This window comes from Agromyces sp. NSFZ (genome assembly GCF_056156205.1).
The window spans coordinates 423807-450014 of record NZ_CM149585.1 but is presented as its reverse complement, the minus strand read 5'-3'; the positions used below and the strand labels follow the sequence as shown (position 1 = coordinate 450014).

The window sequence follows — 26208 nt, the reverse complement described above, 5'->3', positions numbered from 1 at the left end:
TCGAGTTATTCGCGCAGACACAGGAGTTCCGCCTCGACCAGGCCGGCCTTGCACTCTCCGTGATCCGGATGCTCAATCGCGCCGACGTCTCGGTCGTCGGGGCGGACAACACCACGGTCGAGGTACAGCCGTGGTCGCGGAGGACGTATTCCGACGTGGATGCCGGCAGGTCCCCGGCCGGCGGCGCGCAGGTCGTAGATCGACTGCACGTGCACGCCGAGATACTCGGCGAGCTCGCTCGTCGTGAGGATCGGCTCGAGGCCGAGTCCCGAGAGGCGTTCGAGGTCCATACCCGTAGGTGTCCCAGGTCACTCCAAGCGACCCGGGACGGGCCGAACACCTTCTCTCCAGAAGCCCGCGAACCGCGGGCGCTGACGAACAAGCGTTGAATAATCGTTGAACTCATCGAGTCCTGTCCTTCTATTAGGACAAGAAACCCCTGGTCAACCGAGATTTCAAAGTAGCGATGTAGGTCTTCGGGTGATGCCTGACGTTGGAGCGTCGGGTGATGGTTGACACTCTCGTTGTCAGATTAGGCCCCGCGCACGGGTGTGGTGAACGCCTTCTTCACACGGATCTCCTTCCCCGGGTTTGAACGGACGGCGGTCTTCAGCAGGTCGGCGCCGTCCCAGATCTGCAGCAACTCATCGGTCACGTGGACATCCACGCGCGCGCCCGCGCGGTGCTTGCCGACACTGATCTGCTGCCACGCCACGCATACCGTGCCGACGGCTGAGACCGTCCGGGTGATCCAGTCGTTGCCCCTCCGATCCCGCTCCAGCGCCGACGCGTCCACGGTCACCGGCACGGCCGATGCCAGCGACGCTGCGAACCGGGCCGCGGGCGTCTGCATCCCGATGGCCTGATGGGGGCGGTCGTTGTTGTACTCGGCGACCCACGCATCCAGCTCCGCCTGCGCCTGAACGAACGAGCCGAACACCCGCCCCGTCAGGAACTCGGCCCGCAACGACCGATGGAATCGTTCGATTTTGCCCGTCGTGGTCGGCGACCTGGGCGCGGTCAACAGGTGATCGATGCCGTTCTCCCGACAGATCCGCTCGAACAACATCTCCACCGGCGGATGATTGAACCGGCCGGTGAACACCTTCCCGTTATCGGTCAGGATCTGCACCGGCAGCCCGTACCGGCGCAGCGCGCCGACCAGACCCTCGCACACGTTCCGGGACACTTCCCGGCGCATCAGATGCGCGCACACGATCAGCCGGGAGTGGTCATCGATCCCGGTCAGGCATTTCAGGTGCGTCCCATCGCGCAACGCGAACCCGCCCACCACATCCATCTGCCACAGCTCCATCGCCGCGGCCCGCTCCCACCGCTTCCACGTGTCCTTCCGACGCCGACGCGCGCCGGGCTCGATCATCCCGGCACGACGCAGTGCCCGATACACGCCCGACTCCGACGGCAGCGGATCCACGCCGCGCCTTCCCAGCTCGTGCACCAGACGCCGCGGACCCCACCCCCGGTGCGCCCGCCGCAACTCCAGCACCAGCGCCTCGATATCCGCCGGCATCTGCGCCGGAGACGACCGCGGCCGATGCGAATGATCCTCCAGACCGGCCACACCCTCAGCCTCGTACTTCGCCAGCCACGCGTGCACGCTCTGCCGCGACACGCCGAACCTGCCGGCCACCTCGACCACCGAACACCCCTCGGCGATCACCGCCAGAACGGCCTGGTACCGCTGCTCAGACACAGCCAACTCCCTCAACATGGAGAGAGTGTCAACCATCACCCGAAGACACTGTCAAGCATCAACCGGAACACCGTCAACGATCACCCGACGACAAGATGTCCAGCATCAACCGAAGCCATACAATTTCAAAGTAGCGAGGGCGGGACTCGAACCCGCGACACCACGATTATGAGCCGTGTGCTCGTATTATCCCCGCGCAACGACGCCGGTCGCGGCCGGGATTCGCGGAATCTCGGGCGTCCCGCGTCACAGGACCCTCGATTGAATCATCCTTCTGGTGGTTCGGATGTGGTCAAACTGTGGTCACGAGATAGCGGGCAAATGGCCATGTCGACCGCGCTAAGGCATGTTGGAAGAGATCGCTGTCTGCGGCCATCGATAGCGTGAATTCGTGTCTGAGGGAATGATTGCCGCGGTGATCGCTGCAGCCGCCGGTTTGTTTGGCTCTTTGCTCGGTGCTGGCGTGACTTATATGGCCACAAGGCAACAGCTCCTTGCCGTGGCTAGGGAGTCGGAACTCGCGAGACAGGAGCGGCACCGAGCGGACGTCCGGGATCTCCTCGCCGACCTAATCGCGAGGGGTACGTACTGGATGGCGTTCGCCGTTACCCAGACCCAGATCCACTGGCCGACCACTGTCGGTGGTCCTGCGAAAGGATTACGAAAGACCGAGCTAGAAACGATTGAGGCCGGCCTCGCCGAGCTCAAGTTGTTTCCACGGCTGCTGATTGAACTCCTACTTGTCGTCCGTGACGAGGAACTGCGCCGTGTTCTCACGGAACTCAACGACTTCTTCTCAGGGCGTGCGGGAATCGGACTTGCCACGCGCAGCGCGTTTTCGAGCTTTCAGGAACCGCCTGACCAGGACACCAAGGAGGCTGACCTCGAAGCTCTTAGGCATCTCGGGGCCCTGCTGAACCGGCTTCAGGTGCGTGGCCACGAACTACTCGGTGCTGCCTGATGACCCAGAAGCTTTCTTCGGTGCGTCTTGGGTATCGATTGCCCAGATCCGCGGAATTGGGGTTCTCGAATCACCATGATCCCGCACGACACGACATGGTTTGTGGGCAAACGGGCCAGTACCGCTAGCGCCACCATCCTCCTGCACAACCGCCAGATCGTCGCAGTGGACGCGATTCGAGCAGAAGGGGACGAGGGTCACCTCATTCCGGCGAGCGCGGATCCGGGCCTACTCACCCCGCAGGCGCTTCTCGCTCCAGTGCGACACCGTCTCGGCAAATGGGTCGGTCGGGCGCTCACCCATCGACGCGGCCGCGCGTACCCACTCGCGGTGTTGGGCGGTGGCGAGATCGCTGTCGGATGTCGGCGCGTCGAAAGGATTCGCACCCATCCCCCACATGACGTGAGACATCCCGAAATGTTCGGCGGTGAGCAGAAAGCGTGGCCGTTCGGGCAACTGTCGCATCCGTGACCGGATGTCGTCGCCGTCACTAACCGATTCAAGCACCGCGACGACGTCGAACGGAGCGTTCAACAGATCGGAGACCGAGTCCAGCTGCACTGCGGCCCCCTCGTCGAATCCCTTCGCGCGCCGCTTAACCTCCACAGGCACGAGCGACCCGTCGCCCATCAGCAACACGACATCGATCTCGGCGATCACTGTTCCGTTGCGAACAAACTCCACGCCGGGGTGAGCACCAACCAGGCCATAATCATCGAACAGCTCTACTAACCATCGCAGCGCCAGCACGTGCCCGAGGGCATCGAGTTCGACACACCGGCGTACGACCTCTCCGAGGCGGTACGAGAACGCCACCGTATCGGCGCCGAAGGGCTGCGCGATGGTACGCCCGCATCCCGGGCACACGTGGGGCGGAGCCAGTTCTGCCAACGGCACCCAGAACGGGGCTCGGCACGCCGTGCAGGCCAATCCGACACCCTTGACGAGCAACCTTCGATCGAGCGCCCAGGCGATCCACTTCTCGGTGGCAGCGCGATCACCGATGCGAGCCTTAATCGCCGAAAATGAAAGGGGTCGACCCTCGTGCGGCGGCGCGATTACAGGCTCGTCGCGGCCGAATTCTGCGGCGAACTGTTCAATCTCAGTGTCCGACCGCGCGTGCTGTAGCGCTGCCTCGACTCGCTTCCACCGACCCTTCCACCACGACATGCCGCTGAGCTCGGCGAGCTCATAGAGCATCGCGACGATCTCCGAATCGCTGAGGAAGTACGCCTGACGAACGTCTCCCAGCGCGCGCAAGAGTGCCATGGCAGCGATACCCGGCTGAGAAGGGCGCACCGCTAGATCTTGGTCTTCGGCGGCGGCGGCCAGCGACGTCCACCCGCTTGGCCAGCGGACGTCGACGGCTCCGCTGCGGCGTGGGGTGTTGGGAACCTGCAACGGCACGGCTCCCCCAACCAAACCGGCGGAGTACCGGCTACGCAGTGATCCGAGCGCGGGCACGGGCTGATCCGGCACCCGCACCGCCGCCCACAAAGATGGCGGTCGGTGCGCCGTCGCTGCGAGCACGGTTCGATCTTCGTCGGTCATCGGCACGATGCTCGCCGCGCCCTCAGACCAGGTCTGTACGGTGCGGTGGGGTCTCGACGGTGCGGCCGCCAGCCGCAGAAGCTCCGACGGGCGCGCCACCTCTACCCCGTGACCTTGCGCCGCGAGATCGGACAGCTGATCGAGATCGAGCGACGCGCTGGTGAGGTAGAGGTGCCCGCCGCTCCACCCGAAGAACGTCGTGACTCCCGGCTGGTGCAAGCGGCGAAGCGCATCGTGGTCGAGTTGATCCTTTGGGATTCCGATCGGCATCGCTCGCGCGTCGCCCCATGCCCCGCGCAGATTCCACAAGAGGGCGAAGTCGTCGACATCGTTCGGGCTCATCACCACGACGATGTTCGGCCCGGCCGCTTGCGCGACTGCCCATCGGTCTGGAATGGCGGACGGACCGCCGAAGAAGCCGGTGTTCGGCTCCTGCCCGGAGGCGAGGAAGAAGGACGACATCTCGCGAGGCGTGTGTCGCGGCGCCGGCTCCAAACGCGCGAGCAGGTCTTCGAGTCCGCCGCGTACCGTCACGCGCTGGAGAGGGAAGACATCGTCGTAACGCAGACGTTCGAGACCCGCCGCTTGACGTAGCGATTCGTCAAGGTCCTCGGGCAGAGTACCCAGCACACCAAGGTAGGCGAGCCGCCACGGATCACCGGGATCGAGGTCGACCACCTCGATCGGAACGAAGTGGTCCCGCGGCTTGTGCGCGGCTATTAGGGCAGCGGGATAGTCCCAGGCGCCATGGACGTTTTCGATGAAACGCGAGGCATCGGGTGCGAAAGGCAGTTCGCCCGCGAAGCCGTCGATCTCGCTTTCGAGCGCCGCGCGCACGAGGTAGTCGGGCGCGTGGCCATTCACCGCCGCGACCAGAGGTGCGCCAGTGCCACCCCACACCTGACAGAGGAGGGTCGCGGTGGCGACAGCATCCTCGACACCAGTGACAGGTCTCAGCACCCGTTGCGGGCGCAGGCTCACGACCACCTCGTGTACACCCGAAAGCAGATCGTCGTCGAGCAGTCCTCGCATCACGCCCCCTGAACCGCGGCCGCAGTCGCGACCCTTCGCTCTCTAGTTTGACGTCCCGTACGCGCGTAGCGTGGTCCGTAAGCGCACGTCGATAGCGGATCCTTTCGTTCGAGGGACGGGCCCCGCGGACGAGAAACGCAAAGCTGCAGGTTGTGGAATCGGTGACGGGGTGGGAATTAGGACGCCCAGGTCATCTCGTTGCGAGCAGAGTAGCCTTCCGGCGGCTGATGTGAATCGAGTGTGTTGTGGCGCCTGTCGCCAAGCACGCTCGAGCACCCTAGTGGCTAGGAGTCTGGCAACGGAAGGATCCCCTCATTCGAGAACCCAAGCGTCCGGAGCGTATGTTTGGTGATCCTGACGTAATTCTGCCGGTAAGCGGCGAACACGAGAGCGTCGTCCGTTACGCCCAGGTGCTGAACGATCACCAGCGTAACGATTGCTGCAGTGGCGTCTCGCAGTGCTCGTAACCCGGGGCCAGTGAGGAACTTGCGGTGCGCTGCCTTCTGCTGTGCGGAGTGTGCGACGAGATTGCGATGGCGTTTGACGGACGCAAGCCAGGACTCTTGGTCAACCTTCACGGCTGCCCAGACGTCGTCCGGCAATAGCTGGACGAGCGCTTGAGCGCGTGCCGCGAACGTGGGTTCGTTTGACAGGTAGTAGGTGTTGGGCAGGCCAATCGCTTGGGCCGCAGTTCTCAGGCTCCCGAATTGTTCGGGTGTGAGAATGCCCGGTTCGTTGGTCCACGCCTCGCTTACTCGATCTATTGCAGTGGCATACAAAAGGAAATCCGACTCTAGATAACCAGGCATGGACAGGATGCTGCTCAGTGCCTGTGGAATAGGTCGTAGGTCGTCCATCATGGCCCACCAGCGATCGATGATCTGCTGTGTGTTCGCGCGGCCAAGCCTGACCGGAAAATCCCGGTAATCAAGATGACCGGCCCCGCTTCTCTGGGTGGCAGTGCGTCCGAAAACATGCACCAGCGTTCCGTCGTGGGTCTCAACCTGAAGGGACAATCGAGCCGCGGAGCGTTGTGACGCGAAGGTGAGGAGTCGCTGCAATGCGTCTAGCTGCGTCTCGAAATTCTCGAGCTGCGTAGGTGATGTCGAAAGCAGCTCCATAGCGCCTGCTTCATAGAGCAGGGACATGTCGGGCGCGCCCTCGAGTGGTGGAAGCCTAAGCAGTTCGTGGGGTGAGCGCGCGGCCCCGTCGCGCTGATAGTGACGAACCACCTGATCGGCGTGCTCAAAGACCGCCGAGGCACGGACGATCGCTATGTTGGGCTCATCGGTGCCGATCCGAAGGTCCCCGATTCTCATCGAGCCGCGTCCTTGGGTCCGCTGCACTGTCGCCCGCATGTAGAAGGGTCCGTGCGAAGACCTCCCTCGAATCTCGGTCGGAAGGATCGCTCGGCTGTCTGAACTTGAGCGCGCGTTCCAGCTGTACTCGGATTCCAACCAATATGCCCCCCCGCTCTCGACAAGAACTCCTGAACGGTGCCCGTCATCGTGATCCCAAGTGACGTCAAGTGGGAAAAAGTTGTTGAATTCGGCATCCGACATATGGCTACCTGGGCTCCTCGTACAAGTGGTCCAAGGTCCATGAGGCCTCAACGATGAGGACTGCAAGCCCCATGCAGTCGGCCTCATCGAGCCATGCCGCGCCCGCCTGTGCCGATCCGTCACCCAAGTCGTTGGCCCTCTTGAGTAGCATCTGCAGTTCACGCTGCAGGTCCACAATGTCTGCCGGAAGGTCGGGCAGTATGTTCACTGGATCGCTGATGTGCGAAAACTCGACGGCCCCGACAAGCCTTTCCCGTATTGGCCCCGGACCTGTTGCAAGGGAGCGGACGGCTCGACGGAAGAGGTCCTGCACCTCTGATACTGGAGCGCTGCCATCATTCAACTCCGCGTCTCCTCCCGTTGATCCCAAGCCTAGGAGGTGCGGCATGGGCCACTGTGCTCCGCCCTGCGCTGAAGAGGGCGATCGACCCTCCAGATGCGGAAGGGGTCAAGCGAGACGCGACGTTACCTAGACGACGATGGCCTTGGGTGAGCCGCGCGATGCCTCGGTTCGTCCCGGACAATGAGCGTGTTGTTATGCCCGTCGACTTGGGCTTCGCTGGCCAAAGCCTTCAGGGCGGGCACAGGCGCATCGGCATACCTGCGTTTGTGACCGCTGTGCGAGCACTTTCAGGCGAGCGCTAATCGTTCTAGCCGATCTGCAACCTGGTATCCAATCTCGGGCCATCGCCCCAAGCGGTTGCGAGTTTGCAGGCTGGAGTCGGGCCTCAAGATGTGCGCGAGGCCACCGACGGGTCATTCTGGATCAGGACGGGTCGGCGCGAGCCGCCCCGTCCTGCGTTTAGTCGGACGGCCGTTGGAACGTGTCCACCAGCGTTACGAACCCTTCTCCTTCGAGCTTGATTGTCGAGATGAGCTCGTACCCGACCTGACCGAAGCCCTGTAGGTCGATTGCTCGTGCGCTGAGCTTGTCGCTAACGATGTGCGCACCCGCCCGGGTGGAGATTGTGGTCTTGATCACCTGGATGTCAAACGTCTTGGCGGTCATTGCTCTCTCCTTCGTTGACCGATTGCTTTGCCCTTTCGGCGCGGAGATCGGTAGAGAGCGGAAGCCGGCGGAGTGCCCGGAGGGAGCGGTTGCTAAGCGGAGCCCGAAGCGCAGCGGAGGGCGGAGTCTGCAAATAGCGACCGGAGAGCACGGCGAGGGCGGAGCGAACTACGGTCGGAGGCCGAAAGGACAAAGCAATCGGATCACCCAAGGGGTACCAATCGGCCACTACGCAGGTGCCGACCAGAGCTCCAGCTCGCCGCTGAACCTTTCCAAGGTTGCGTCATCAGTTGGGTGGCGTCCCGCTGGTTGGTGGAGTTTCTCGACACCGTGCGGGTCAGCTGTGGTTGATTATGCCGCGGTCAGTTCCGGGATGGCCACCTCCTCGGCTTCGACGTTGAGGAGCTTCATGGAGTGTTCGCTGAAGTAGCGGCGGTCGGCGCCGTCCCATTCGTCGTGCTGCTCGATCAGGACGTGCCCGGCCAGTCGCAGCAGCGCGGCCGGGTTCGGGAACGTGCCGACGACGTCGGTGCGGCGTTTGATCTCCTTGTTCACCCGTTCCAGCGGGTTCGTGGACCAGACCTGCCTCCAATGCTGCTGTGGGAATCCGGTGAAGGCGAGCAGGTCGTCGCGGGCGTCTTCGAGCATCTCGGCGACCTTGGGATGCGACCGGGTGAGCATCCGGACGACCTCGTCGAACTGGGCGTGCACGTGCTCGGGGTCGGGTTGGGCGAAGATCGTGCGGATGATCGACGCGACCATGGGCCCGGCGGTCTTCGGCACGTTCGCGAGCACGTTGCGCATGAAGTGCACCCGGCACCGCTGCCAGGACGCGCCCTGTAGCACGGTGCCGATCGCGGCGATCAGACCGGTGTGCGCGTCGCTGATCACCAGTTGCACCCCGCCCAGCCCACGCGCCTTCAAGGAGCGCAGGAACGTGGTCCAGAACGGTTGCGACTCGGTGTCACCGACCTCGAACCCGAGCACCTCACGCCGCCCATCCTGTGCGACCCCGACCGCGACCACGACCGCTTGGGACACCACCCGACGGCCGACCCTCGCCTTGCAGTACGTCGCGTCGAGGAACACGTACGGGTAGGCGGTGTCAGCGAGGGGCCGGTCCCGGAACGCGGCGACGTCCTCGTCCAGGTTCGCGCAGATCCTCGACACCTCGGACTTGCTGATCCCGGTGTCGGCGCCGAGCGCCTTGACCAGGTCGTCCACCTTGCGCGTGCTGACGCCGTGCACGTACGCCTCCATCACGACCGCGAACAACGCCTGATCGACCCGGCGGCGCCGTTCCAGCAGCGACGGGAAGAACGACCCCTGGCGCAGCTTCGGTACCCGCAGCTCGAGTTCCCCGGCGGTAGTGGTCAACGCCCTGGGCCGGGTGCCGTTGCGCTGGGCGGTGCGGGTGTCGGTGCGTTCGTACGGGGCGGCGCCGATGAACGCGGCCGCTTCCGCGTCGATCAACTCCTGGTACAGGGTCTCGGTCGCGACCCGGATCCGGTCCGAGACATCGGTGAGCTTGAGTTCCCCGAGCAGCTCGAGGAGGGCAGACTGGTCAAGAGCCATCGTGCGTATGTGTCCTTCCGTGAGATTCCTAGACAGTTCTCACTGACCATCGCACGATGGCTCGCCTACGTCCACGACGCCGGCGACCCCGCCGAAAACCCCACCACCCCAGGGGACGCCACCCATCAGTTGGCCGCGCGCGAATCGAGCAACAGTCGCCGTGACAGCCGAACGTCCGGCCGGTGCGCTGCTGGTTCGGGACCACGTACCGGTCTCGTTGTCGTTCTTGGCTACCAGAGCCTCACCGCCGTCAGGATGGGGTGTCACCCGCGTTTGCGAACCCCTTGGGGACCCCCATTGCTAGTCGATCGCGTGAGCGACATCGATGTGTAGGTGGTCGCAGCTATCCGGGAACTCGCGGAGGTTGCGGAGTGCAAGCGAGATCCCAGCGTCGTCGCGGCACTGTAACTGCCCGACTCTTGCACCCTCGGGCATGGTCGGGTCCAGCATCGAGATGAACCGGATGGATTGGGGGTCCGCGCCGGTGAGTGTGCGGCCATTGAGCGCGTAGAAGTCCACGGCGCTACCTCCGTCGTTGATCCAGTGTGAGGAACCGGTGCCGGCGCCGAGCAGCGAGCCGGTGCACTTGCGGTTGATGTCGCTCACCCCGACGGTCTCGAACGATCGCACGGCTAGCACCATGACCTGAAGGATGCTGGCTTCGATGCCGCAGTCGGGTTCGACGCGACCGTCTGCGACCGCCTTGATCTGGTCGAGGTAGCGCGGCTCGAGCACGCGCAGCTGCCCGGTGCCGGCTGATCGCATCAATTCTTGTGCGAGCGCTTGCGAGTCACCGCTGACGGAACAGTCGCCACCGCTGGCGCTGCTCGAGAGTGCTTGCACGACCTCGATCGCCGCGGGCCAGTACCTTGTGTAGTGGTCGGGGTCCTGGTTGATCTGGACGGCGTGGGCCGCATGTGACGGGTTCATCGTCTCCCAGCCGGGCACCTGCACCAGGCGCGCGAGAAACGCGACAGCTGCTTTGTGCGGGTCGAGCCGATCCGCCCGGGGTCCGTAACTCTCGCCTTGCTGGAACACGCCGATGGTCGTGTCGTCGATGGCATCACCGTGGTCGAGGTTCCGAAGGCTCGACTCCCCCATTCCTGTCATCACGCCGATGGTCGCGGCCCGGTGGTTGAGCCCGAGCTCGGCTGCAGCGTTGATGATCGTGCCGGCGATGACCAGCTGCTGGCCGGAGTAGCCGGCGACCGCGCCGCTCTGCTCGACGCTCGCCAGGTTCACGCTGCCGCCGCCGCAGCTGGCGGCCGCGGAGCCGAACGTGAGCGTCCCCGCCAGCAGGAGGCCGAACGCCACGCCGGCCGCCACAACGGCCTTGCCGACGCCCATGGCGCTATTTCCGTCCCGCGGCGGCCGCCAGCGCCTCGTCGGTGTTGGTTACGTCGATCTCCCATTGCGAGCGGATGTGCTGCACATGGGTCTCCGGGTGAGAGCCGTACTTGAAGATGAAGTGCCCGTCCCGGAGTCGTTCGATCGTCGCCGCCGTCTCCGGGGCAAGACCGAAGGTTTCCTGAGCCCACACAGCATCCTCCGGACGGCCCTGCCGGAACACGTAGACGCTCTGGGCTTCCTGGATGATCGTCACGCCGGGCGAGTCTCGTGGGATGTCGGTGCCCTTGTGCATGACGAAGACGTTGCTGATCCCTAGTCCGCGGGACAGCTTCTGGTTCGACTTGATCAGCTGAGCACTGGGTCCCCCGATCATGTGCCAGCCCTCCTCGTAGACGACCGTGGTTGCCCAGCCACGCTCGTCGCGGAGGCGACCGAGCATCCACATGTTCCCGATCGCCATGACAACCGGCACGGCGGGCCCGTCGTCAGGGAGCTGCGAGATATCGAATGACGTGAGCTTGCCCGTCAGGTCGACCTCGCGGGAGGTCTCGCCGTCGAGGAGTCCTGCGTACTCGTCCAGCAGGCCGTTGAGTGTCCAGCGCACGGAGAGGCCGGCTTGGTGCAGCTTGTCACGCGCTTCTGGGGAGAGCGTCTCATAGCGAGAGTGGTCGACTACACCCAGATTCGGGAGCACGTCGGCCAGCACGGCGGTGCGGCCGTCTTCGAAGCGCGCGAGGGTGCCGTGAAGCGCGGCACGCAGCGCCTCCTCTTCCCATTCGTTCAAGCGCTGGTCACCGCGGCCGAGCCGGGTGATGATGTTCAGGAGTCGCGCCTGCCCCTTCACGCCAGTGCCGCGCGCGATCATCGGGTCCATCAGGTTCAGCCGGGTGCCGGTGCCGTCGGCAGTGAAGCGGATCGGTTCATACCCGTAGCGGCGCACAACGTTGGAGTACTCCCCTTCGCCGGACTGGTCCTTCTTGTCGAAGATGACGGCGCGGCGACCCTGCAGCAGCAAGGGCCGCAGCACGCAAACAGTCTTCACGAAGCTCGACTTTCCCGCCCCGACATCGCCCATGACGACGGTGTTCGGGCTCGAGACCTCGCGGGGGCTGGCGTTGTACGCGGTCACGGGGTCGTGCGCGATTGACGTGCGGGAGAGCACGTCACGCCCGTTGACCACACCCTTTGTGCCTGTGGGCGGCCCGATGAGCGCGGTGTTCAGGATCTCGGCCTGCCGGGTGGTGGTGGGGGCACCAACACCGGTGGGCCCGTAGAAGCCGCGAGCGGCAGCGCGCGGCTTGGTGCGCAGCTGCGTTCCGGGGAGTTCCCACGGCACGATCTCGCTGTTGCTCGTGCCCAGTTCGCCCACCGTCTCTACGGGCGGTGCGAACGTGCGCAACACGGGCATCGCCCACATGCCCTTGCGTTCGGTCTTCTGCTCGCTCACGAGATTGCCTCCTTCTCTGACTTGCCTGCCAGCACGCGATAGACGCGCGCCGAAAACGACGTGTCGGTGGCGCTGATACCGCGCCCAATCGGCCAGGTAGTGCCAGATGCCGCGGCCTGATATGAGTCCTGCCAGTCGAGGTATTCGATGCCGAGCCCTGTCGAGCACGTCTCTTCGAGCTGGCGGGAGGCTCGTGCGAGCTCGTCGCGGGAGCGAGCGGAGATCGTCACGTAGCCGACCCACGCCGCACCGTGATGGCCTGTGCCAGCGCGGAGGTCGATGCGTCGACGCTTCGATGCGCTCATTGCCGTGCCCGTCTCATCGAGATCGACTCGGCCGCCCTCGGTCTTTGAGATCGCTTCGGCTTGATCGCGCACGAGGTCTCGCTGTGCTGCGGCCTTCGCCTCACCTGCGGGCACGAGGTGGATGTGGAAGCTCACCGATCGCACGAACGGAAGGTCACGGCCGATGAGGAGGTCGAGCATCCACAGCTGTGTGCGTGGTGCTGTCGCGAGCGCGCGTGCCTCGATTTTCGCGGTGCGGTGCCACCATTCAACCGTCTCGCCTGTCGCCGGGTCGGTGCCGCCGACGACGTGCGCGGAGAACTCATCATGCGACGCCAAGCCGAGCCGCGAGGGATGAACGTCGGCCACGTAGTCAATCGGCCGCGAGGGGTTCTGCTGGTGCAGCATGACTGCGGCGACCTGACGTGCCGAGAGCACGTCGGCGTGGCCTAGGCGAGCCTCCGTGAGCCCACGGTGCGCAGAAGCGATCTCTTCGCGCATGAGCCCTCGCCACCCGTCGCGCCCCTCGCCGTACTTGCGGGCGGCGTCGTAGAACGCCGGCGTGAGCGGCCACTTGACGGTGACGAAGTGTCGCTGCACCATCGCTCCGTCGCCGGTGCGGCGCAGCACTTCCTCGTAGGACGCGATTGCGTCAGCCGGTGCGCTCGAGTCGAGGCTATTGAGCACCCAGAACTCTTGAAGTGCGGTGTCTGCCGGCAAAACTCGGGTCATGGTCTGGACGTCCTCCACTAGCACGGACGGTACGGCGCGCGAGGCGAGGAAGGCGCCCCAGGCTTCCGCTGCGCGACTCATGACCGACGTCGACTCGATTCCGCGCAGCTGCCCGGTCACGGCAAACACGACGGAGAGATAGCCGCGCTCCCCTACGGGCGCGTGCCAGGCGATGCCCGCGACGCCTCGTCCGTACTGCAGCCAGCCCATGCCGTCCGCGCCGTCTGGGTTCGCCCGCATTGCGGCCAGAGCGCGCTGGGCTGCCCACTTCCCTTCGCGGCCTCTGGCAACATGCGCCGCTTGCTCGCGCTGGTCCCACTCCCCGACGTCGTAGGGGTCGAACGCATCGGTGCCGTTGGCAACGCGCTGCTTCCAGCGGCGGCGCTTGCGCGCCCGCTCGGCGATCGTTCCTCGGTGAGTGCGAGCAGTAACGAGGAGCGTGACCGTCACCCCCACCAGGCCAACCAGCAGTCCCGGCCAGCCAGCGAACACGGTGATGACCATGCCGCCGATGATGAACAGCCCAAGGAGGGCCAGTCGGGTCTTGGAATGCGAGCCGCCGAAGAACGACCGGTGCCCCGACTCGCCGCCCAGATGCCGCACGATCGCGCGCGTCTGCGTCTGCGTCTGCATCATGGCCGGTCCTCCCCAATCGTGCCTTGCTCGTCCATCGGGGCCACCGCCTGGTCGGCGGCGGTGTTGCCGAGCTCGCGAGCCTTCTCTGTCACTGCGACGGCGCCGGCCGCGATGAGCGTCGGCACGCCGATCGCGGCACCAACGCCTGTCGCGGATTCGACCGCTCCTGCGGCCACCAGCCCTTCGGCCCCAGCTGAGCCGGTCGTCGCAGCCGCGCCGGCGGCACCCTCGGCACCCGCCGAGCCCTCAGCGGCGCGTGCTGCCGCAACGTCGGAGAGTCCACCTCCCGAAGGCTGCGATGCCAGTTCCGCGTCGCTTGTAACCGTGGTCGACGTCGAGTTCGACGTGCTTGTGTTGCTGGGCGGCGCGGGTGCGCCGTAGCGATCCCCGGCGTCCGTCATGCTGGGCGCGCCGATTGGGCTCCCGCCGAGCGACGGCCCATTGGTGGTCCCGAGCCCGGTCGGGATGATGGGCGCGAACTTCAGCAGCAAGAGTGGGGACAGCGCGGCGATGAACAGCGCGAGTAGGGCAACGACGAAGGTCACGAGTGTCTGCAGCGGGTCGTTCTCACCGAGTGTCACGATCGTGTTGCCCATGATGTTGTAGGCGAAGCCGAGTAGGAAGAACAGCGCCGGGTGCGCGGCGAGGATACCGATCCAGACGAATACGATTCGGATGCCGAAGGTGCGGTGTGTGGGGTCGATGATCCATGCGAGGCCGAACGGCACGAGCACGCCCGTGAAGTACAGGGTCACCAGCTGCACGATGAGCATGAGCACGACCAGAAATAGGCCGATGACCATGCAGAGCATGAGGATGCAGGCGACGAACACGCCTCCAGTCATCGCGGCAGGGTCAGCGCCGTCGATCATGGCCTGCATGCGGCCGATAACCTCGGAGTAGTTGCCTGAGATGCCCCAATCGATGAACACGTTGGCGAGCGCATGGAAGAAGTTCACGAGGAGCACGCCGAACATCGGGCCGAACATCGCGCCGACGATGAACAGGGGAAAGTACAGGCCGATCGACTCGAGAAGGTCGCGGCCGGCCATGGTGCCACGAGCCGTGCGGAGGATCTGCGGGATGAGCAGTACGACCGCGAAGAAGATGCCTGCAGCGAACGCGATCGCGTAGGCGTTGAGGAACCACTCGGCAGTCAGATCCGGCAGCGTCGCCTCGGTGAGCGCCGGCAGTACATCCCTGGCCAGTCCCGATGCGGCGTCCTTCAACGCTTCGAAGGTGTTGCCAAACGGGTCCTGCCAGAAGTTGACAGCACCGCCGATGGTCTCGCCGATCCCGTTGACGATGCACAGCGGATCTGCGCACGGCTCCTGCTTCAACATCAGCAGCCCCCTGTGTACGGAGTCCCGATCGAGAACAGTTCTTCGGTGGTGCGATCGAGGCTCGCGTGATCAAAAGTCCAATGCCCGCCTTCCCAGACGAGTGTGTAGGTCTTGGCCATGCGAAACGTCGGATGCAGCTCGCCGTTGATTACCACGCCGGCGCCGACGGTGACGGTCGCGAGGTCCTTGCCGTAGTTCTCGAGGTTCCACACACCGGGAACTGTGGAGAGATAGAAGGGCGTGCCATCAGGCACGAGCGCGCCTGATGTGTTCGGCCCGCCGGCGTAGGCCGCGGTCAGGTCATATGGTGAATCGCTCGCGAGTACGGATCCCTCGACTGCTGCCACATCTGCGGCCGCCGGCACCGGGTACTGGTGCATCCAACGCAGCAGGGACGTCGCGAACTCAACGGCACCGCTGCTGGTGTGGGGGGCTTCGTCCTGTGCCGCGAGGACCATGCCCGCGTCGCGGGCGTCGCCCCCGAGGCAGCCGGCCGGCTCGACGTCGGGCGCGGCCGTGACTTCGCTCGGTGGGGTTGGTGATGCCACCGGCTCCGTAGGAGCCGTGTTCGCCCGGTCGCCGTACCAGACGGCGCCTGCGGCCATGAGGGCCAGTGCCGCGACGCTCGCAACAGCCCATGGCCATTTCCGCCGGGGAGGTCGTGCTTCGGCTCGCATCGGTTCCTCCCCTATCCGCCGAACACAGCCAGGATCGCGCCGACGATTACCGCAAGGGCTGCGAGGATGCCGAGCGAGATACCCGCCCACATCGCCTGGGTGCGCGCCGTCTTGTATTCCTGCGGGTTGCCGCCGTTCGACGCGCTGGCCATCTTCACGATGCCGATGATGAGGAACACGACGGCGAGGATGATGCCGATGCCCCAGAGGCCAGCAACCAGCTTCTGCCAGAGCTCCGTGAATTCGGTGCCGAAGATGTTGAAGTCGGGGAGGATCCCATCGAGTGGGTTTTCCATCATGCGCTCTCTTTCTTGTGGTGTTAGCGGATGCTCTGCTGCAGGTAGGAGACGACGTCGGCGGCCAGCGCGGTGAACGAATCCCTGGTTGCCGGCGCGAGCGCGTCGAGCGTGAGCTGTCCTCGTTCGGCGATGTGGGCGTCGTACGGGACGCTCAAGGTGGCGCGGACCTTTGCGCCGTCGATGATCCTGTTGATGCGCTCGACTACGTGCTTGTGTTCCGGCCGCCCATCCGTGAGACGGACAATGATCGCGTTATTGGCGAGCGTCGCGGCCTTGCCGCCGACGGCGTGGAGCTCGTCCAGCAGTGCCACAGCCTCGAGCACTGCGTCACCGGCATTCAGCACGGGGATCACGAGGGAGTCGGCGGTGTCGACGGCCCCTTGGAATGCTGAAGAGCTCGGCTGATTCCCCGAGTCCATGACGCGGATCGCGTAGAACTCATCCACCACCTTCGCCAAATCGGTGACGTCTTCGCGGGTTAGACGCGGACGCCTGCCCACAGAGCCGATGACGGAGGCGAACGACGTTTGCGGTGCGGTGTAGCCGGCGAGCTGGCCCGCAGTGCGGATCATGTCGACATCGCGCACAAGCTCTCCAACGCCTCGAGGCGGGTTGCCCTCCGCTCGGAAGGTGAGGGCGCCGGGGTCGTCGGAGACCTCAATGACGGCAACCGATCCCCCACGCACAGCGGCGAGCACACCGCCCAGGAGGAGCGAAACGGGAGTCTTCCCGACCCCGCCCTTCCGGTTGGCGACGAGCACGCTGACGGCGCGGGTCCACGTTGCCTGCCGGATGATTTGCTCGGCGTCCCGTCGTATGGCAGCGGCGTCCAGTTCCGCCTGCTCCAGCGCGCCGGGTGCCACGCGGATGCCGAGCTTGGTGATTGCTCCGCGCAGGCCCTTGCTCGCGACGGCGGGCGCCTCGACGGTCGTCGCGGTGCTGAGCTCGTTGAAGGGCTCGGAGAGCACATCCTGCGGCCGGGCCGCCGGTGCGAATGTAACGGATGCCTTCGCAGTGATCGGCGTGGACTTCTCCCCCGCGAGCGGACCGGCTACAACCTCGGACGCTGCGGCGGCGTGCTCGAGCGCGGTCTCGTCGCGTTCTGCCTCGGCGGCTGCTTCCTTCGCCTGGGCGCGCACCGCAGCGAGCTCCGCGCCGTGGATGGTGTGCGGATCCTCCACGTAGCCGGCAGCACGCTGTGCCCCGGGGAACGCCGCGACAGCCCCCGCTTCATTCTCTTGCTGCGTCATTTCGCCGTTGTCCTTTCGGTTGCTCGATGACGATTCGTTAAGCGTTTGGGTGGGCCGAACGAGCGCGCCGCACTGGGTGCAATAGTGCGTTCCGACTTTGTCGGAACCGCAGCTCACACAAGCTTCGAACTGTAGAACTGGCCCGCCATTTCGGGAGAAATGGTCCCTCACGGTTTCCCCTCCGTTCCTCTCCGGCCTTGTCCCCCCAACGAGGGTAGCGACAACCCCGTCTCTGGATTGCAAGTTCTCAACATTGCGATTTAATCGCAATGTTGGAACGCTACCACCGTGAAGGCTGATCCGATAGATGCACTGACCATGGCGGTGTTGCTCAGGCACAATGGGGGGATGCCGAAGCGTCTCGCTCTCGCGGACCTACCGCCACGTGCTGCGGCAGCGCGCGAAGCGATCGCGGGCCATGCTCGGGTCTCGGTGCTTCGCTTCCTTCTCGACCACCCAGGGTCGAAGCGACCTGAGATCGTCGCCGGCACCGGCGTGAGCGCAGGCGGCGTTCGATCTGCGTTGTCGGAACTCGAGGCGCTGGGCTATGTCGACGGGGATGTGGAGGCGCCGCGGCGTGGGCAGCGGATCCGGTACACCGTGAACCGCCATGCCCTCACGGACGATCTCACCGCGTTCATGGCTTGGATGCTGCGGTAGCACTCCCCACAGCTATCGCAGCCGGCCTGCTACGTTCGCACATGCGTACTCGCGATGAGTACATGAGCTAGGCGGCGACGTAAAGCGTGACGAGCGCGTAGAGCACGAATGCCGCGACAACGAGCCCGATGACGAGCAACACTCGCCGGACGCGGCGGTTCACCGGTACGCGGATTCGCATAGCTCCCCCTCTCGTCATTTGCCATGCCTGCGGTCGATTACCAATCCTCTCTGTTCTTGGTGACGTTCGCTAAACGGGTGGGTCCAATGATGCTGCGTTCCAAGGTCCCGGCCGGGAGAGAGCCAGCCGTGACCTTGGAACGCAGCACCGTGGCGCTTCGAGCTACTGCCCGTCGTCGTCGGGTGTGACTCGCCTGACCTGGGCGATCGCCCGGTTGAGATCGGGGCCGATGTTGTCGGCGTCGAGCACCCTTCCGTAGCGCCTTCCCTCGCCGGCATCCCAGCTCGCGGTGCGTTCCCGGCCAACGACGATCACCGCGTCGCCGGTGCGTAGGGTCGCTGCGGCGTTCTCACCGAGCTCGAAACGAGCTTCGACGTGATGGGTCGTCGGCGTTTCGTGCGAGATCCACTGGTCCTTGCGGTACTCCCCCGTGTTCTCGATGACGCGCAACTTCGTGAGGCGGATGCTGCCAGCCTGCACGACCTCGGGGTCGGCAGCCAGATTTCCAGTGATGGTTCGAACGGACATTGCGTTTCTCCTTCGTGGTTACGCGGTCAGTGCCGCGATCTTGTCGGGTCGAAATCCGCTCCAGTGGTCGTCGTCGGTGATGACGACAGGTGCCTGCAGGTAGCCGAGGTCCTTTACCCGCTCGAGCGCTGAGGCATCCGTCGAGAGGTCGACCACCTCGTACTCCACGCCCTTGCTGTCGAGTGCTCTGTGCGTTGCCTGGCACTGCACACATGCTGGCTTCGTATAGACCGTCACCCGCTTGCTCATCGTCTTTTCCTATCCAGCAACCGTTCTTCTTTGCTGTCCGGCAATTGGCATCGAATGTGAGCGGAAGTGCTGCAGTGCACCAGTTTTCGGGCGAAGTAATCCCCGCAGGGACGCGTCCGAAAAGTTGGGCACGGAGGCACGGGAGCGAGCTACTATGCTCGGCCGGACAGGTCAAAGAAACGTCTCTGATCTGTGCGGCGTAGCCGGTCCGCTTCCCCGCCAGCCTCTGTGCTGGCGTCTCTCGCCCTGGGGAGCGCGAGGGGGTCGCCCCTCGCCGGCGGGCCGAAAGGCCGTCGCCCGCCGCCGGGTGAGGATCTGAGTGAAGACTCATCCACTCACCCGGCGGAATGAGTTACTCGGCGGTTGCGGCGACGATCTGCTCGACATCGGAGAGCGTGTATCCCCACGCTGCGATCTGATTGAAGTAGTCGCGCGTGAGTCCTTCGTGTGGGTTGCGCCACGTGTGGCGGCCCGTGCCCTGCTCGACGGCGGCTAGGGCCAGGGCGAGCAGCACGTGCCCGGTCCTGCTCGCTGTCTTGGCGATCTCGGGGAGCGCGTTGCCGAAGTAGCCGCTCGGGAGCTCTGCGCCCAGCAGGGCGTGCGCGAGACTGCGGCCCTTGTCGAGATCCCCGCCGCTGGAGGCTGCGACGCGAACGGCGAACGAGGCGGCGTCCTTGGGGAGTGTCTTGCGGCTGAGGAACGTGGTGAGCCATTCGCGGCGCACGACCTCGGCGGAATCCCATGCCTTGTTGTTGGCGACGACCTCGCGGCGCTCGGACTTTTGCTCTTCCGTCATCGGTCCGCTCTGCTGCGTGGTGGGGGAGCCCCACCGCAGGTGATGCGCGTCAGGAAGCATGCAAACCGGCGTGAGGATGGCGGCGTCCTCGGTGCGCCAGGGTGCCTTCACGAGAATCGCATGCCCCTCGCAGCTGGCGTGCGCGTCGGCGTCGATCTCGGGCCGCTCGCTGTCGGCGTCGGCGTCCGTGAGCGACGTGAGTCGGTGGTACTCGTCGCGGTCCGTAACGGTGCGGATGCCCTGCTCCGTGAGAGTCGCGATCGCTTCGGCAACGATTGCCTCCTGCGCGCGCTCGTCACGGATGCGCTGCGCTGCGTGGGGAAGCTGCGCAGGTCGATCCGTGGCAACGTCGAGCAGGTACGCGGTGGCGTCCTCGTCGCCCTCGAACTCCGCGAGGATCAGGGCGGCATCGAGCGTGAGTGCGCCCGTCGCGAGGGCGTCGGTCGCTGACTTGCTGGCGGCGACCGTGACGCTCGCTCTCACGCGCTCCGTGGTGTGGCCGGTGCGCTTGGCGATTGCCGCCACGCTGAGTCCTTCAAGGGCGAGCTGGTGGAACGCCTCGACTCGCTCGGCCTCGCTGATCGGGGCGCGCTGGTCGTTGGCGATGATCTGCTGGACGATTCGCAGCGCCCGGTCGTCGCCTGCGTTGACGACGTAGGCGGGGATCGTTGCGACCTCGGCCGCTCGTGCGCCAAGCGTTCGGCGCTGCCCGTCCCGCACCCACAGGGTGCCGTCGTCGTTGCGGATCGCGAGCACTGGCTGGATCACGCCGTGTTCGCGGATGCTGGCGATGAATCCGTCTTCGAGGGTGACTACCTCGCGGATGTTGTCCTCGATGCGAATGCTCGCGGGGTCGATGTGCTCCACCACCTGCAAAACTGCGGCGGCGCTGGGGGTCTGGGTCATTGCTCTCTCCTCACTGATTTTTTTTGGCCTTGCTGGCAAAGAGAATCGATAGAGAGCGGGAGCCGGCGAAGTGCCCGCAGGGAGCGGTTGCTAAGCGGAGCCCGGAGCGCAGCGGAGGGCGGAGTCTGCAAATAGCGAGCTGAGGGCACGCAGCCGTCGGAGCGAACTACTATGAACGGCCAGCAAGGGCGAAAAACCCGAGAATCGGGGCGGCGAGGCCGCTCAGCTTCGTGGAGGAGTCGCCGGCTTGCCGGCGTCCGCATCGGCTACGAGCTCGGCGCCAACATCTCGGTAGGTCGCGCCGCATCCCGGTATGTAGATCAGCCGCGCCTAGCGCGGCCGGATTGTGCTCGATCTGCCACGTCTCGGGGAGTCGCTCGCGACTATTTGGGATGAACCGGGTTCGCCGCCTCCGCGGCGGCTGGCGCCTGACGGAGCAGGCGCAGCAGAAGAGCGCTGGAATAGGAGCCGCGATGCGGCCCTGCCCTGGTGATTTGTTTGGCCATTCCGGCTGGCGATCGTAGCTCGTGCCTGCGGCTTCGTTCCCAGATTGCCGGACGCGCCCGGAGGGCTTATTTCGCCCGACAATCTGGGCACTTCGCCTCGTCCCTTCGCAATCGATCTCTCTTGCCGGAAGGCAAACAAAATGATCGATCCGAGAGGACATCCCTGCCGTGACCTGGACCGCCGCACGTTCCGCTTCCACCACTACCCCCTCCGACGAAGAGATCCGGGCTCGGGTCGCGCTGGTCTGTGCCGGCCTCTCCGGAGACACAACCGTCGGGGCTGCCATCCGCCAGACAGGCAGTGCCGCTCTCCTGCTCCGCTCGGTCCGGGCGGGCAGATCCGGCAGCAGGACAGCCGGAATGACCGACCACGTGTTCGACCGCCTCGCATCAATCGATGACACGGCTGGCGTGATCGCCGCGACCGAACAAGCGGGCCTGGCACTCATCGCTCCGAATCAGGACAGCTGGCCGCGTGGGCTGGATGCGCTGGGTGACGCCGCGCCGTTGCTGTTGTGGGTCCGGGGCGTCGAGAGCGTCCTCACGGAGGAAGCGGCCGCCGTGGTCGGCCCCCGGCACCCGTCACGTGAGGCGCGGCACGCGACGCTGGAATTCGCGACGTCACTCGCGGACCAAGGCTGGGTCGTCGCCTCCGGTGTCGGACCAGGGGTCGAGCGGCTCGCGCTGACGGCAGCGAGCGCGATGCGGGGCGCCACGATCACGGTCACCTCGGTCGGCTTGGACCGCCTCTCAGCCCCCGAACGCCCCACCTCGGTGACGGTGAGCGCTGCGACTCCGGGGACTGCCGCGACGGCACACGGGATCCGCTTTGCACGGCGCGTGCTCGCGGCTCTGGCTACGCGGATGATCGTCGTCGACGAATCCCGGTGCATGAACGCGCGCATGACCGCCGATGCGGCACGAGCACTCGGCCGCCCCGTGGGTGCGTCAGTGGCAACGCGGTGAATCGAGCTCAGTCGGGACGCGTGGCACACGGCTGTGGATGGCGGGGCTCCGCCGATCCGCTGGTGTGCAACGGTGTTCTTGTGTTCGAGATCGAGTCGACGGAGCCTGACTGCCCGAGCTGTTCCACGCGGTGCGTAACCGGGCTGAGCGGCACCACGTGGTGTCGCACCTGCCACCTCGCCGTACTCCCATCGATGGCGCTGCGCGTAACCTCGTTGCGCCGGCGTTGAGGAACCGTTCGTCCGTTTGACGAGGCCGAGCGACGGCACGGGCTTCTATAATCGACGCATCGCGCGGGCCGGCGCGCTCCCCCTCCCCAGGAAGGAGCCCAGGCCCGTTGCAATACTGGCAACCCAAACTCCGATCCGTCACGCCCGGCGAGTGGATCCAGTTCGACGGTTCACGCCGCATCGCGGTCATCCGCGAAGTCACCATCGGTCATCCACCGAAGCCACTCCTCCGCGCGGAGACGTGGTCCTCGGACCTGGGAGCGCGCAACCTCATCGGCTACTTCCCACCTGACAGCCTCCGGCTCGCGGCGGAGACTGTGTGGGAGGAGTACGAGGCCGCGATCGCGGCCCGGAAAAGCGGAAGTCGCAATGCCATCGCAGCATGACACCTCGCGATGGCATCCGCTCCTGAACGCCGTGGAGAAGACCCCTGGCGTGTGGACGATGGTCGACGCGAGTGGACACGAGTACGGCGCGGTGCGCATCATCCGGGAGGGTGGCGCGCTCGTCTATGTCGGCGAGCTCCGAGGTAGCCGGCTCGGTGGCCGGAACGTGAAGCTGCGAGAAGCGGTCGAAGAGGTCCACAGCGCCTACGTGCGGTCCTTCAGCCGCCCTAGGTACGGGAGCCCCCATTAGGTGGTGTTCGCGACTACGTGGCTCTGTCAGTCTGTTTTGGCCCCGGGGTGACGGCTAGGAGTGGCCCCACTTTCTGACTTGCCGGGGCGGTTCTGACGGTTTGATCTGGCCCCACCCGAGCGTGTGTTTCGTGTTGCTTCAGGATGAGCGGGCCCGGCAGGGGTCGAAAGTGGAATTGTTCGCGGATATCCGGCGTGCCTCGCGCGTCGACGGGCTATCGGTGCGCGCGTTGGCAGACAGGTTCGGGGTGCACCGTCGCACGGTGCGGCAGGCGCTGGCGTCGCCGGTTCCGCCGCAGCGGAAGACTCCGACGCGGATGTCGCCTCGGCTGGGGCCGTACAAGGCGGTGATCGACGCGATGCTCACGCAGGATCTGGACGCTCCTCGCAAGCAGCGGCACACGGCGACAAGGGTTCTCGCGCGGCTGGTCGACGAGCACGAAGCGACGGGACTGTCCTACTCGACGGTCCGCGACTACGTGCGCGTACGTCGTGCTCAGATCGACGCCGCCGCCGGGCGCCGCGTCGAGGTGTTCGTCCCGCAGGAGCACGCACCTGGTGAGGAAGCCGAAGTCGATTTCGGCGAGGTCTGGGTGATCCTGGCCGGGGTGAAGACGAAGTGCCACATGTTCACGTTCCGGCTCTCGCACTCGGGGAAGGCGGTGCACCGGGTGTACTCGACGCAATCGCAGGAAGCGTTCCTCGAGGGACACATCGACGCGTTCGACGAGATCGGTGGGATCCCGACCCTGCACATCCGATATGACAACCTCACGGCCGCGGTGCAGACGGTGCTGTACGGGAAGGGCCGTAGTCGGATAGAGAACGACCGGTGGGTGCTGTTCCGCTCGCATTACGGGTTCGACTCGTTCTACTGCCAGCCCGGGATCGATGGCGCCCATGAGAAGGGCGGCGTCGAAGGCGAAGTCGGTCGGTTTCGTCGCACCTGGCTTTCTCCGATGCCGGTCATCGACTCGCTCGCCGAGTTGAACGAGCAGATCCGCCGGTGGGACGCGCGCGACAACGAGCGGCGTATCAACACCCGGATCCGCACTGTCGGGCAAGACTTCACCGACGAACAAGCACGCCTTGCGTCATTGCCAGGCGAGCTGTTCGACCCTGGCCTGGTGCTCTACCCGCGGGTAGACCGTTCGAGCCTGATCACCGTGCGGATGGCGAGGTACTCCGTGCCCGCCCGTCTGATCGGGCGAAAGGTGCGCGTCTCGTTGCGGGCGTCTGAACTTGTGGTGTTCGATGGCCACGCCGAGGTCGCTCGGCACGAGCGGGTCGTGGCCCGCGGCGGCGAATCGATCAACCTCGACCACTACCTCGAGGTCCTCAGACGCAAGCCCGGCGCGTTGCCCGGATCCACCGCGCTGGCCCGTGCACGCGAAGCCGGCGTGTTCACGACAACGCATGACGCGTTCTGGCAGCAAGCGCGGAAGGTCGACGGCGACAGCGCCGGCACAAGGGCGCTGATCGACGTGCTCCTGCTCCACAGGACCATGCGAACCGTTGACGTGATCGCAGGGATCCGTGCCGCGCTCACGGTCGGGGCGGTGTCTGCCGACGTCGTCGCGGTCGAAGCCCGCCTGCACGCGGCCGGGCCCGAGTCAGACCGTCATCGCGTTGAACAACCGCGACGTGATGTGCAGCGAGTTTTCAGCCTCACCCAGCGTCGCCTCGCGGATCCGGCCGCGGTGATCGCCGGACTCCCAGCCGACCGGCGGCCGCTGCCATCCGTCGCCCACTACGACGAACTCCTCAGCCGACGTCCCGAACCGGAACCGCCGGTCACCGATAAGAGAGAAGGAATCACCGGAACATGACCACTCCCACCAACGTCACCACGACCCTGCGTCGACAGCGCGGGCTGACCGAAGAAGCCGCCGCGGCCGCCGTTGACCAAGCCTGCCGCAGGCTCCGCCTACCCACCATGCGGGCCGTGATGCACGAAGCGATCACGGCCGCGGAACGCGAGCAGCTGACCTACCAAGGCTTCCTCGCCGAACTCCTCCTCGCCGAGTGCGACGACCGGGACCGAAGGTCCGTGGTCCGCCGCGTGTCCGCAGCCGGGTTCCCGAGGAACAAATGGCTCGGCGACTTCGACTACGACGCGAATCCGAACATCAACCCGGCGACGATCCATACCCTCGCGAACGGGGACTGGATCCGCCGCGGCGACCCGCTCTGCTTGATCGGGGACTCCGGCACCGGGAAGTCGCACCTGCTCATCGGCCTGGGCACCGCCGCAGCTGAGAAAGGCTTCCGCGTCCGATACACCCTCGCCACGAAGCTCGTGAACGAGCTCGTCGAAGCCGCCGACGAGAAACAGCTCACCCGTACCATCAACCGGTACGGCCGCGTCGACCTGCTCCTGATCGACGAGCTCGGCTACATGGAACTCGACCGGCGCGGCGCGGAACTCCTGTTCCAGGTCCTCACCGAGCGCGAAGAGAAGAACTCCGTCGCGATTGCATCCAACGAGTCATTCAGCGCTTGGACGAAGACCTTCACCGACCCGCGCCTGTGCGCGGCGATCGTGGACCGGCTCACGTTCAACGGCACCATCATCGAAACCGGCACCACCTCCTATCGCCTCAACCACACCCGTCAGCGGCAGTAGCGATCCGAAAGCCATTCAGAGGTAGCGGCAGATGGACTCCGGTGTGCAGGCTTCGGACGCCGTAGCGGCCGCGTGCGCTCGAAGCTCGGCAATGCTCCCTCGCAGGGCGTGCAGCTGCTCGAGCTGCTCGTCGATCTCCACGAGTCGGCGGTCAAGGAGGTCCCGCACATGCGCGCACGGCGAACGGCCCGCGTCGCGAACATCGAGGATCTCCGCGGCCTGCGCAAGGGTGAGGCCCGCCGCGCGGGCCCGGCCGATGAACGCGAGCCGTTGCACCGTCTCGTCGCCATAGCTGCGGTACCCGGCCGGTGTGCGCTCCGGCGGCGGCAGCAGTCCGCGCTCCTCGTAGTACCGCAGCGTCGACGGCCTCGTCCTCGCCTTCTCCGCGAGCTCTCCGATCCGCATTGTGACACCTCCACCAACGGGCTTGACCTTCAAGCATGCTTGAAGGTCCATTCTGACGGATGTGACCGCGCAAGCGGCCCGGTTCACCCGAGGAGGCA

The 26208-nt window shown here is 65.5% G+C and carries 24 protein-coding genes; 6 read left to right on the top strand and 18 right to left on the bottom strand.

What is annotated here, in order from left to right; translation table 11 throughout:
- Positions 1–5 precede the first annotated feature (5 nt).
- Together ACVFI9_RS02160 and ACVFI9_RS02155 are read right to left on the bottom strand one after the other, a co-directional pair.
- Entirely contained in the window at positions 6–290 is a 285-nt protein-coding gene (locus ACVFI9_RS02160) for a helix-turn-helix transcriptional regulator (RefSeq protein ID WP_474764397.1), read from the bottom strand.
- A 242-nt stretch (positions 291–532) separates the two neighbouring features.
- Positions 533–1729 carry an IS481 family transposase gene (locus ACVFI9_RS02155; protein ID WP_474766251.1) on the bottom strand — a complete coding sequence of 399 codons (1197 nt, stop codon included), beginning with the start codon at positions 1727–1729 and terminating at the stop codon, positions 533–535.
- 376 nt (positions 1730–2105) lie between these two features.
- Between ACVFI9_RS02155 and ACVFI9_RS02150 the strand changes: the two genes are divergently transcribed.
- Positions 2106–2675 carry a hypothetical protein gene (locus tag ACVFI9_RS02150; protein ID WP_474764396.1) on the top strand — a complete coding sequence of 190 codons (570 nt, stop codon included), beginning with the start codon at positions 2106–2108 and terminating at the stop codon, positions 2673–2675.
- A gap of 228 nt (positions 2676–2903) precedes the next feature.
- On the opposite strand, the gene ACVFI9_RS02145 is transcribed toward ACVFI9_RS02150, so the two are convergent.
- From ACVFI9_RS02145 to ACVFI9_RS02090, 12 genes are all read right to left on the bottom strand, one after another.
- On the bottom strand, positions 2904–5258 hold the full coding sequence (locus ACVFI9_RS02145) for a hypothetical protein (RefSeq protein ID WP_474764395.1): 2355 nt from the start codon (positions 5256–5258) through the stop codon (positions 2904–2906).
- Between the two features lie 284 nt (positions 5259–5542).
- Complete coding sequence (locus tag ACVFI9_RS02140) at positions 5543–6577, bottom strand: HEPN domain-containing protein (protein WP_474764394.1); 1035 nt, start codon at positions 6575–6577, stop codon at positions 5543–5545.
- Between the two features lie 247 nt (positions 6578–6824).
- Positions 6825–7133: a hypothetical protein gene (locus ACVFI9_RS02135; RefSeq protein WP_474764393.1), complete on the bottom strand. Its 309-nt coding sequence runs from the start codon at positions 7131–7133 to the stop codon at positions 6825–6827.
- Positions 7134–7622: 489 nt separating this feature from the next.
- Positions 7623–7829 (bottom strand): hypothetical protein, encoded by a 207-nt coding sequence (locus ACVFI9_RS02130; protein WP_474764392.1) that lies wholly within the window; start codon positions 7827–7829, stop codon positions 7623–7625.
- 351 nt (positions 7830–8180) lie between these two features.
- On the bottom strand, positions 8181–9404 hold the full coding sequence (locus tag ACVFI9_RS02125; protein ID WP_474762828.1) for an IS256 family transposase: 1224 nt from the start codon (positions 9402–9404) through the stop codon (positions 8181–8183).
- Between the two features lie 300 nt (positions 9405–9704).
- On the bottom strand, positions 9705–10751 hold the full coding sequence (locus ACVFI9_RS02120; RefSeq protein WP_474764391.1) for a hypothetical protein: 1047 nt from the start codon (positions 10749–10751) through the stop codon (positions 9705–9707).
- 4 nt (positions 10752–10755) lie between these two features.
- Entirely contained in the window at positions 10756–12201 is a 1446-nt protein-coding gene (locus ACVFI9_RS02115; protein WP_474764390.1) for an ATP/GTP-binding protein, read from the bottom strand.
- A complete protein-coding gene (locus ACVFI9_RS02110; protein WP_474764389.1) occupies positions 12198–13853 on the bottom strand; it encodes an SCO6880 family protein in 1656 nt (551 codons plus the stop codon). Before ACVFI9_RS02110 ends, ACVFI9_RS02115 begins: the two co-directional genes overlap by 4 nt.
- Positions 13850–15196, bottom strand: a complete 1347-nt coding sequence (locus ACVFI9_RS02105; protein ID WP_474764388.1) for a hypothetical protein — start codon at positions 15194–15196, stop codon at positions 13850–13852. The genes ACVFI9_RS02110 and ACVFI9_RS02105 overlap by 4 nt, the downstream gene beginning before the upstream one ends.
- The gene (locus ACVFI9_RS02100; RefSeq protein WP_474764387.1) at positions 15196–15801 is read right to left on the bottom strand and encodes a hypothetical protein; all 606 of its coding nucleotides are present in this window, start codon (positions 15799–15801) and stop codon (positions 15196–15198) included. The genes ACVFI9_RS02105 and ACVFI9_RS02100 overlap by 1 nt, the downstream gene beginning before the upstream one ends.
- Before the next feature lie 83 nt (positions 15802–15884).
- A complete protein-coding gene (locus ACVFI9_RS02095; protein WP_474764386.1) occupies positions 15885–16172 on the bottom strand; it encodes a pilin in 288 nt (95 codons plus the stop codon).
- Positions 16173–16192: 20 nt separating this feature from the next.
- Positions 16193–17422 (bottom strand): MinD/ParA family ATP-binding protein, encoded by a 1230-nt coding sequence (locus tag ACVFI9_RS02090; RefSeq protein WP_474764385.1) that lies wholly within the window; start codon positions 17420–17422, stop codon positions 16193–16195.
- A gap of 348 nt (positions 17423–17770) precedes the next feature.
- Here ACVFI9_RS02090 and ACVFI9_RS02085 point away from each other — a divergent pair, with 348 nt between their 5' ends.
- Entirely contained in the window at positions 17771–18082 is a 312-nt protein-coding gene (locus ACVFI9_RS02085) for a hypothetical protein (RefSeq protein WP_474764384.1), read from the top strand.
- 343 nt (positions 18083–18425) lie between these two features.
- On the opposite strand, the gene ACVFI9_RS02080 is transcribed toward ACVFI9_RS02085, so the two are convergent.
- The 3 genes from ACVFI9_RS02080 to ACVFI9_RS02070 all read right to left on the bottom strand — a co-directional run bounded on the left by ACVFI9_RS02080 (position 18426) and on the right by ACVFI9_RS02070 (position 20742).
- A complete protein-coding gene (locus ACVFI9_RS02080) occupies positions 18426–18791 on the bottom strand; it encodes a single-stranded DNA-binding protein (protein ID WP_474764383.1) in 366 nt (121 codons plus the stop codon).
- 18 nt (positions 18792–18809) lie between these two features.
- Positions 18810–19040: a glutaredoxin-like protein NrdH gene (gene nrdH, locus ACVFI9_RS02075; RefSeq protein WP_474764382.1), complete on the bottom strand. Its 231-nt coding sequence runs from the start codon at positions 19038–19040 to the stop codon at positions 18810–18812.
- A gap of 352 nt (positions 19041–19392) precedes the next feature.
- Positions 19393–20742 (bottom strand): ParB/RepB/Spo0J family partition protein, encoded by a 1350-nt coding sequence (locus ACVFI9_RS02070; protein WP_474764381.1) that lies wholly within the window; start codon positions 20740–20742, stop codon positions 19393–19395.
- Positions 20743–21608: 866 nt separating this feature from the next.
- Here ACVFI9_RS02070 and ACVFI9_RS02065 point away from each other — a divergent pair.
- From ACVFI9_RS02065 to istB, 4 genes are all read left to right on the top strand, one after another.
- Positions 21609–22214: a DNA-processing protein DprA gene (locus ACVFI9_RS02065; RefSeq protein WP_474764380.1), complete on the top strand. Its 606-nt coding sequence runs from the start codon at positions 21609–21611 to the stop codon at positions 22212–22214.
- A gap of 599 nt (positions 22215–22813) precedes the next feature.
- Positions 22814–23080: a hypothetical protein gene (locus tag ACVFI9_RS02060; RefSeq protein WP_474764379.1), complete on the top strand. Its 267-nt coding sequence runs from the start codon at positions 22814–22816 to the stop codon at positions 23078–23080.
- Between the two features lie 133 nt (positions 23081–23213).
- Entirely contained in the window at positions 23214–24908 is a 1695-nt protein-coding gene (istA, locus tag ACVFI9_RS02055) for an IS21 family transposase (RefSeq protein WP_138176056.1), read from the top strand.
- On the top strand, positions 24905–25705 hold the full coding sequence (gene istB, locus ACVFI9_RS02050; RefSeq protein ID WP_251201782.1) for an IS21-like element helper ATPase IstB: 801 nt from the start codon (positions 24905–24907) through the stop codon (positions 25703–25705). Before istA ends, istB begins: the two co-directional genes overlap by 4 nt.
- Before the next feature lie 15 nt (positions 25706–25720).
- On the opposite strand, the gene ACVFI9_RS02045 is transcribed toward istB, so the two are convergent.
- Positions 25721–26110: a heavy metal-responsive transcriptional regulator gene (locus ACVFI9_RS02045; protein ID WP_138176040.1), complete on the bottom strand. Its 390-nt coding sequence runs from the start codon at positions 26108–26110 to the stop codon at positions 25721–25723.
- Positions 26111–26208: the final 98 nt, after the last annotated feature.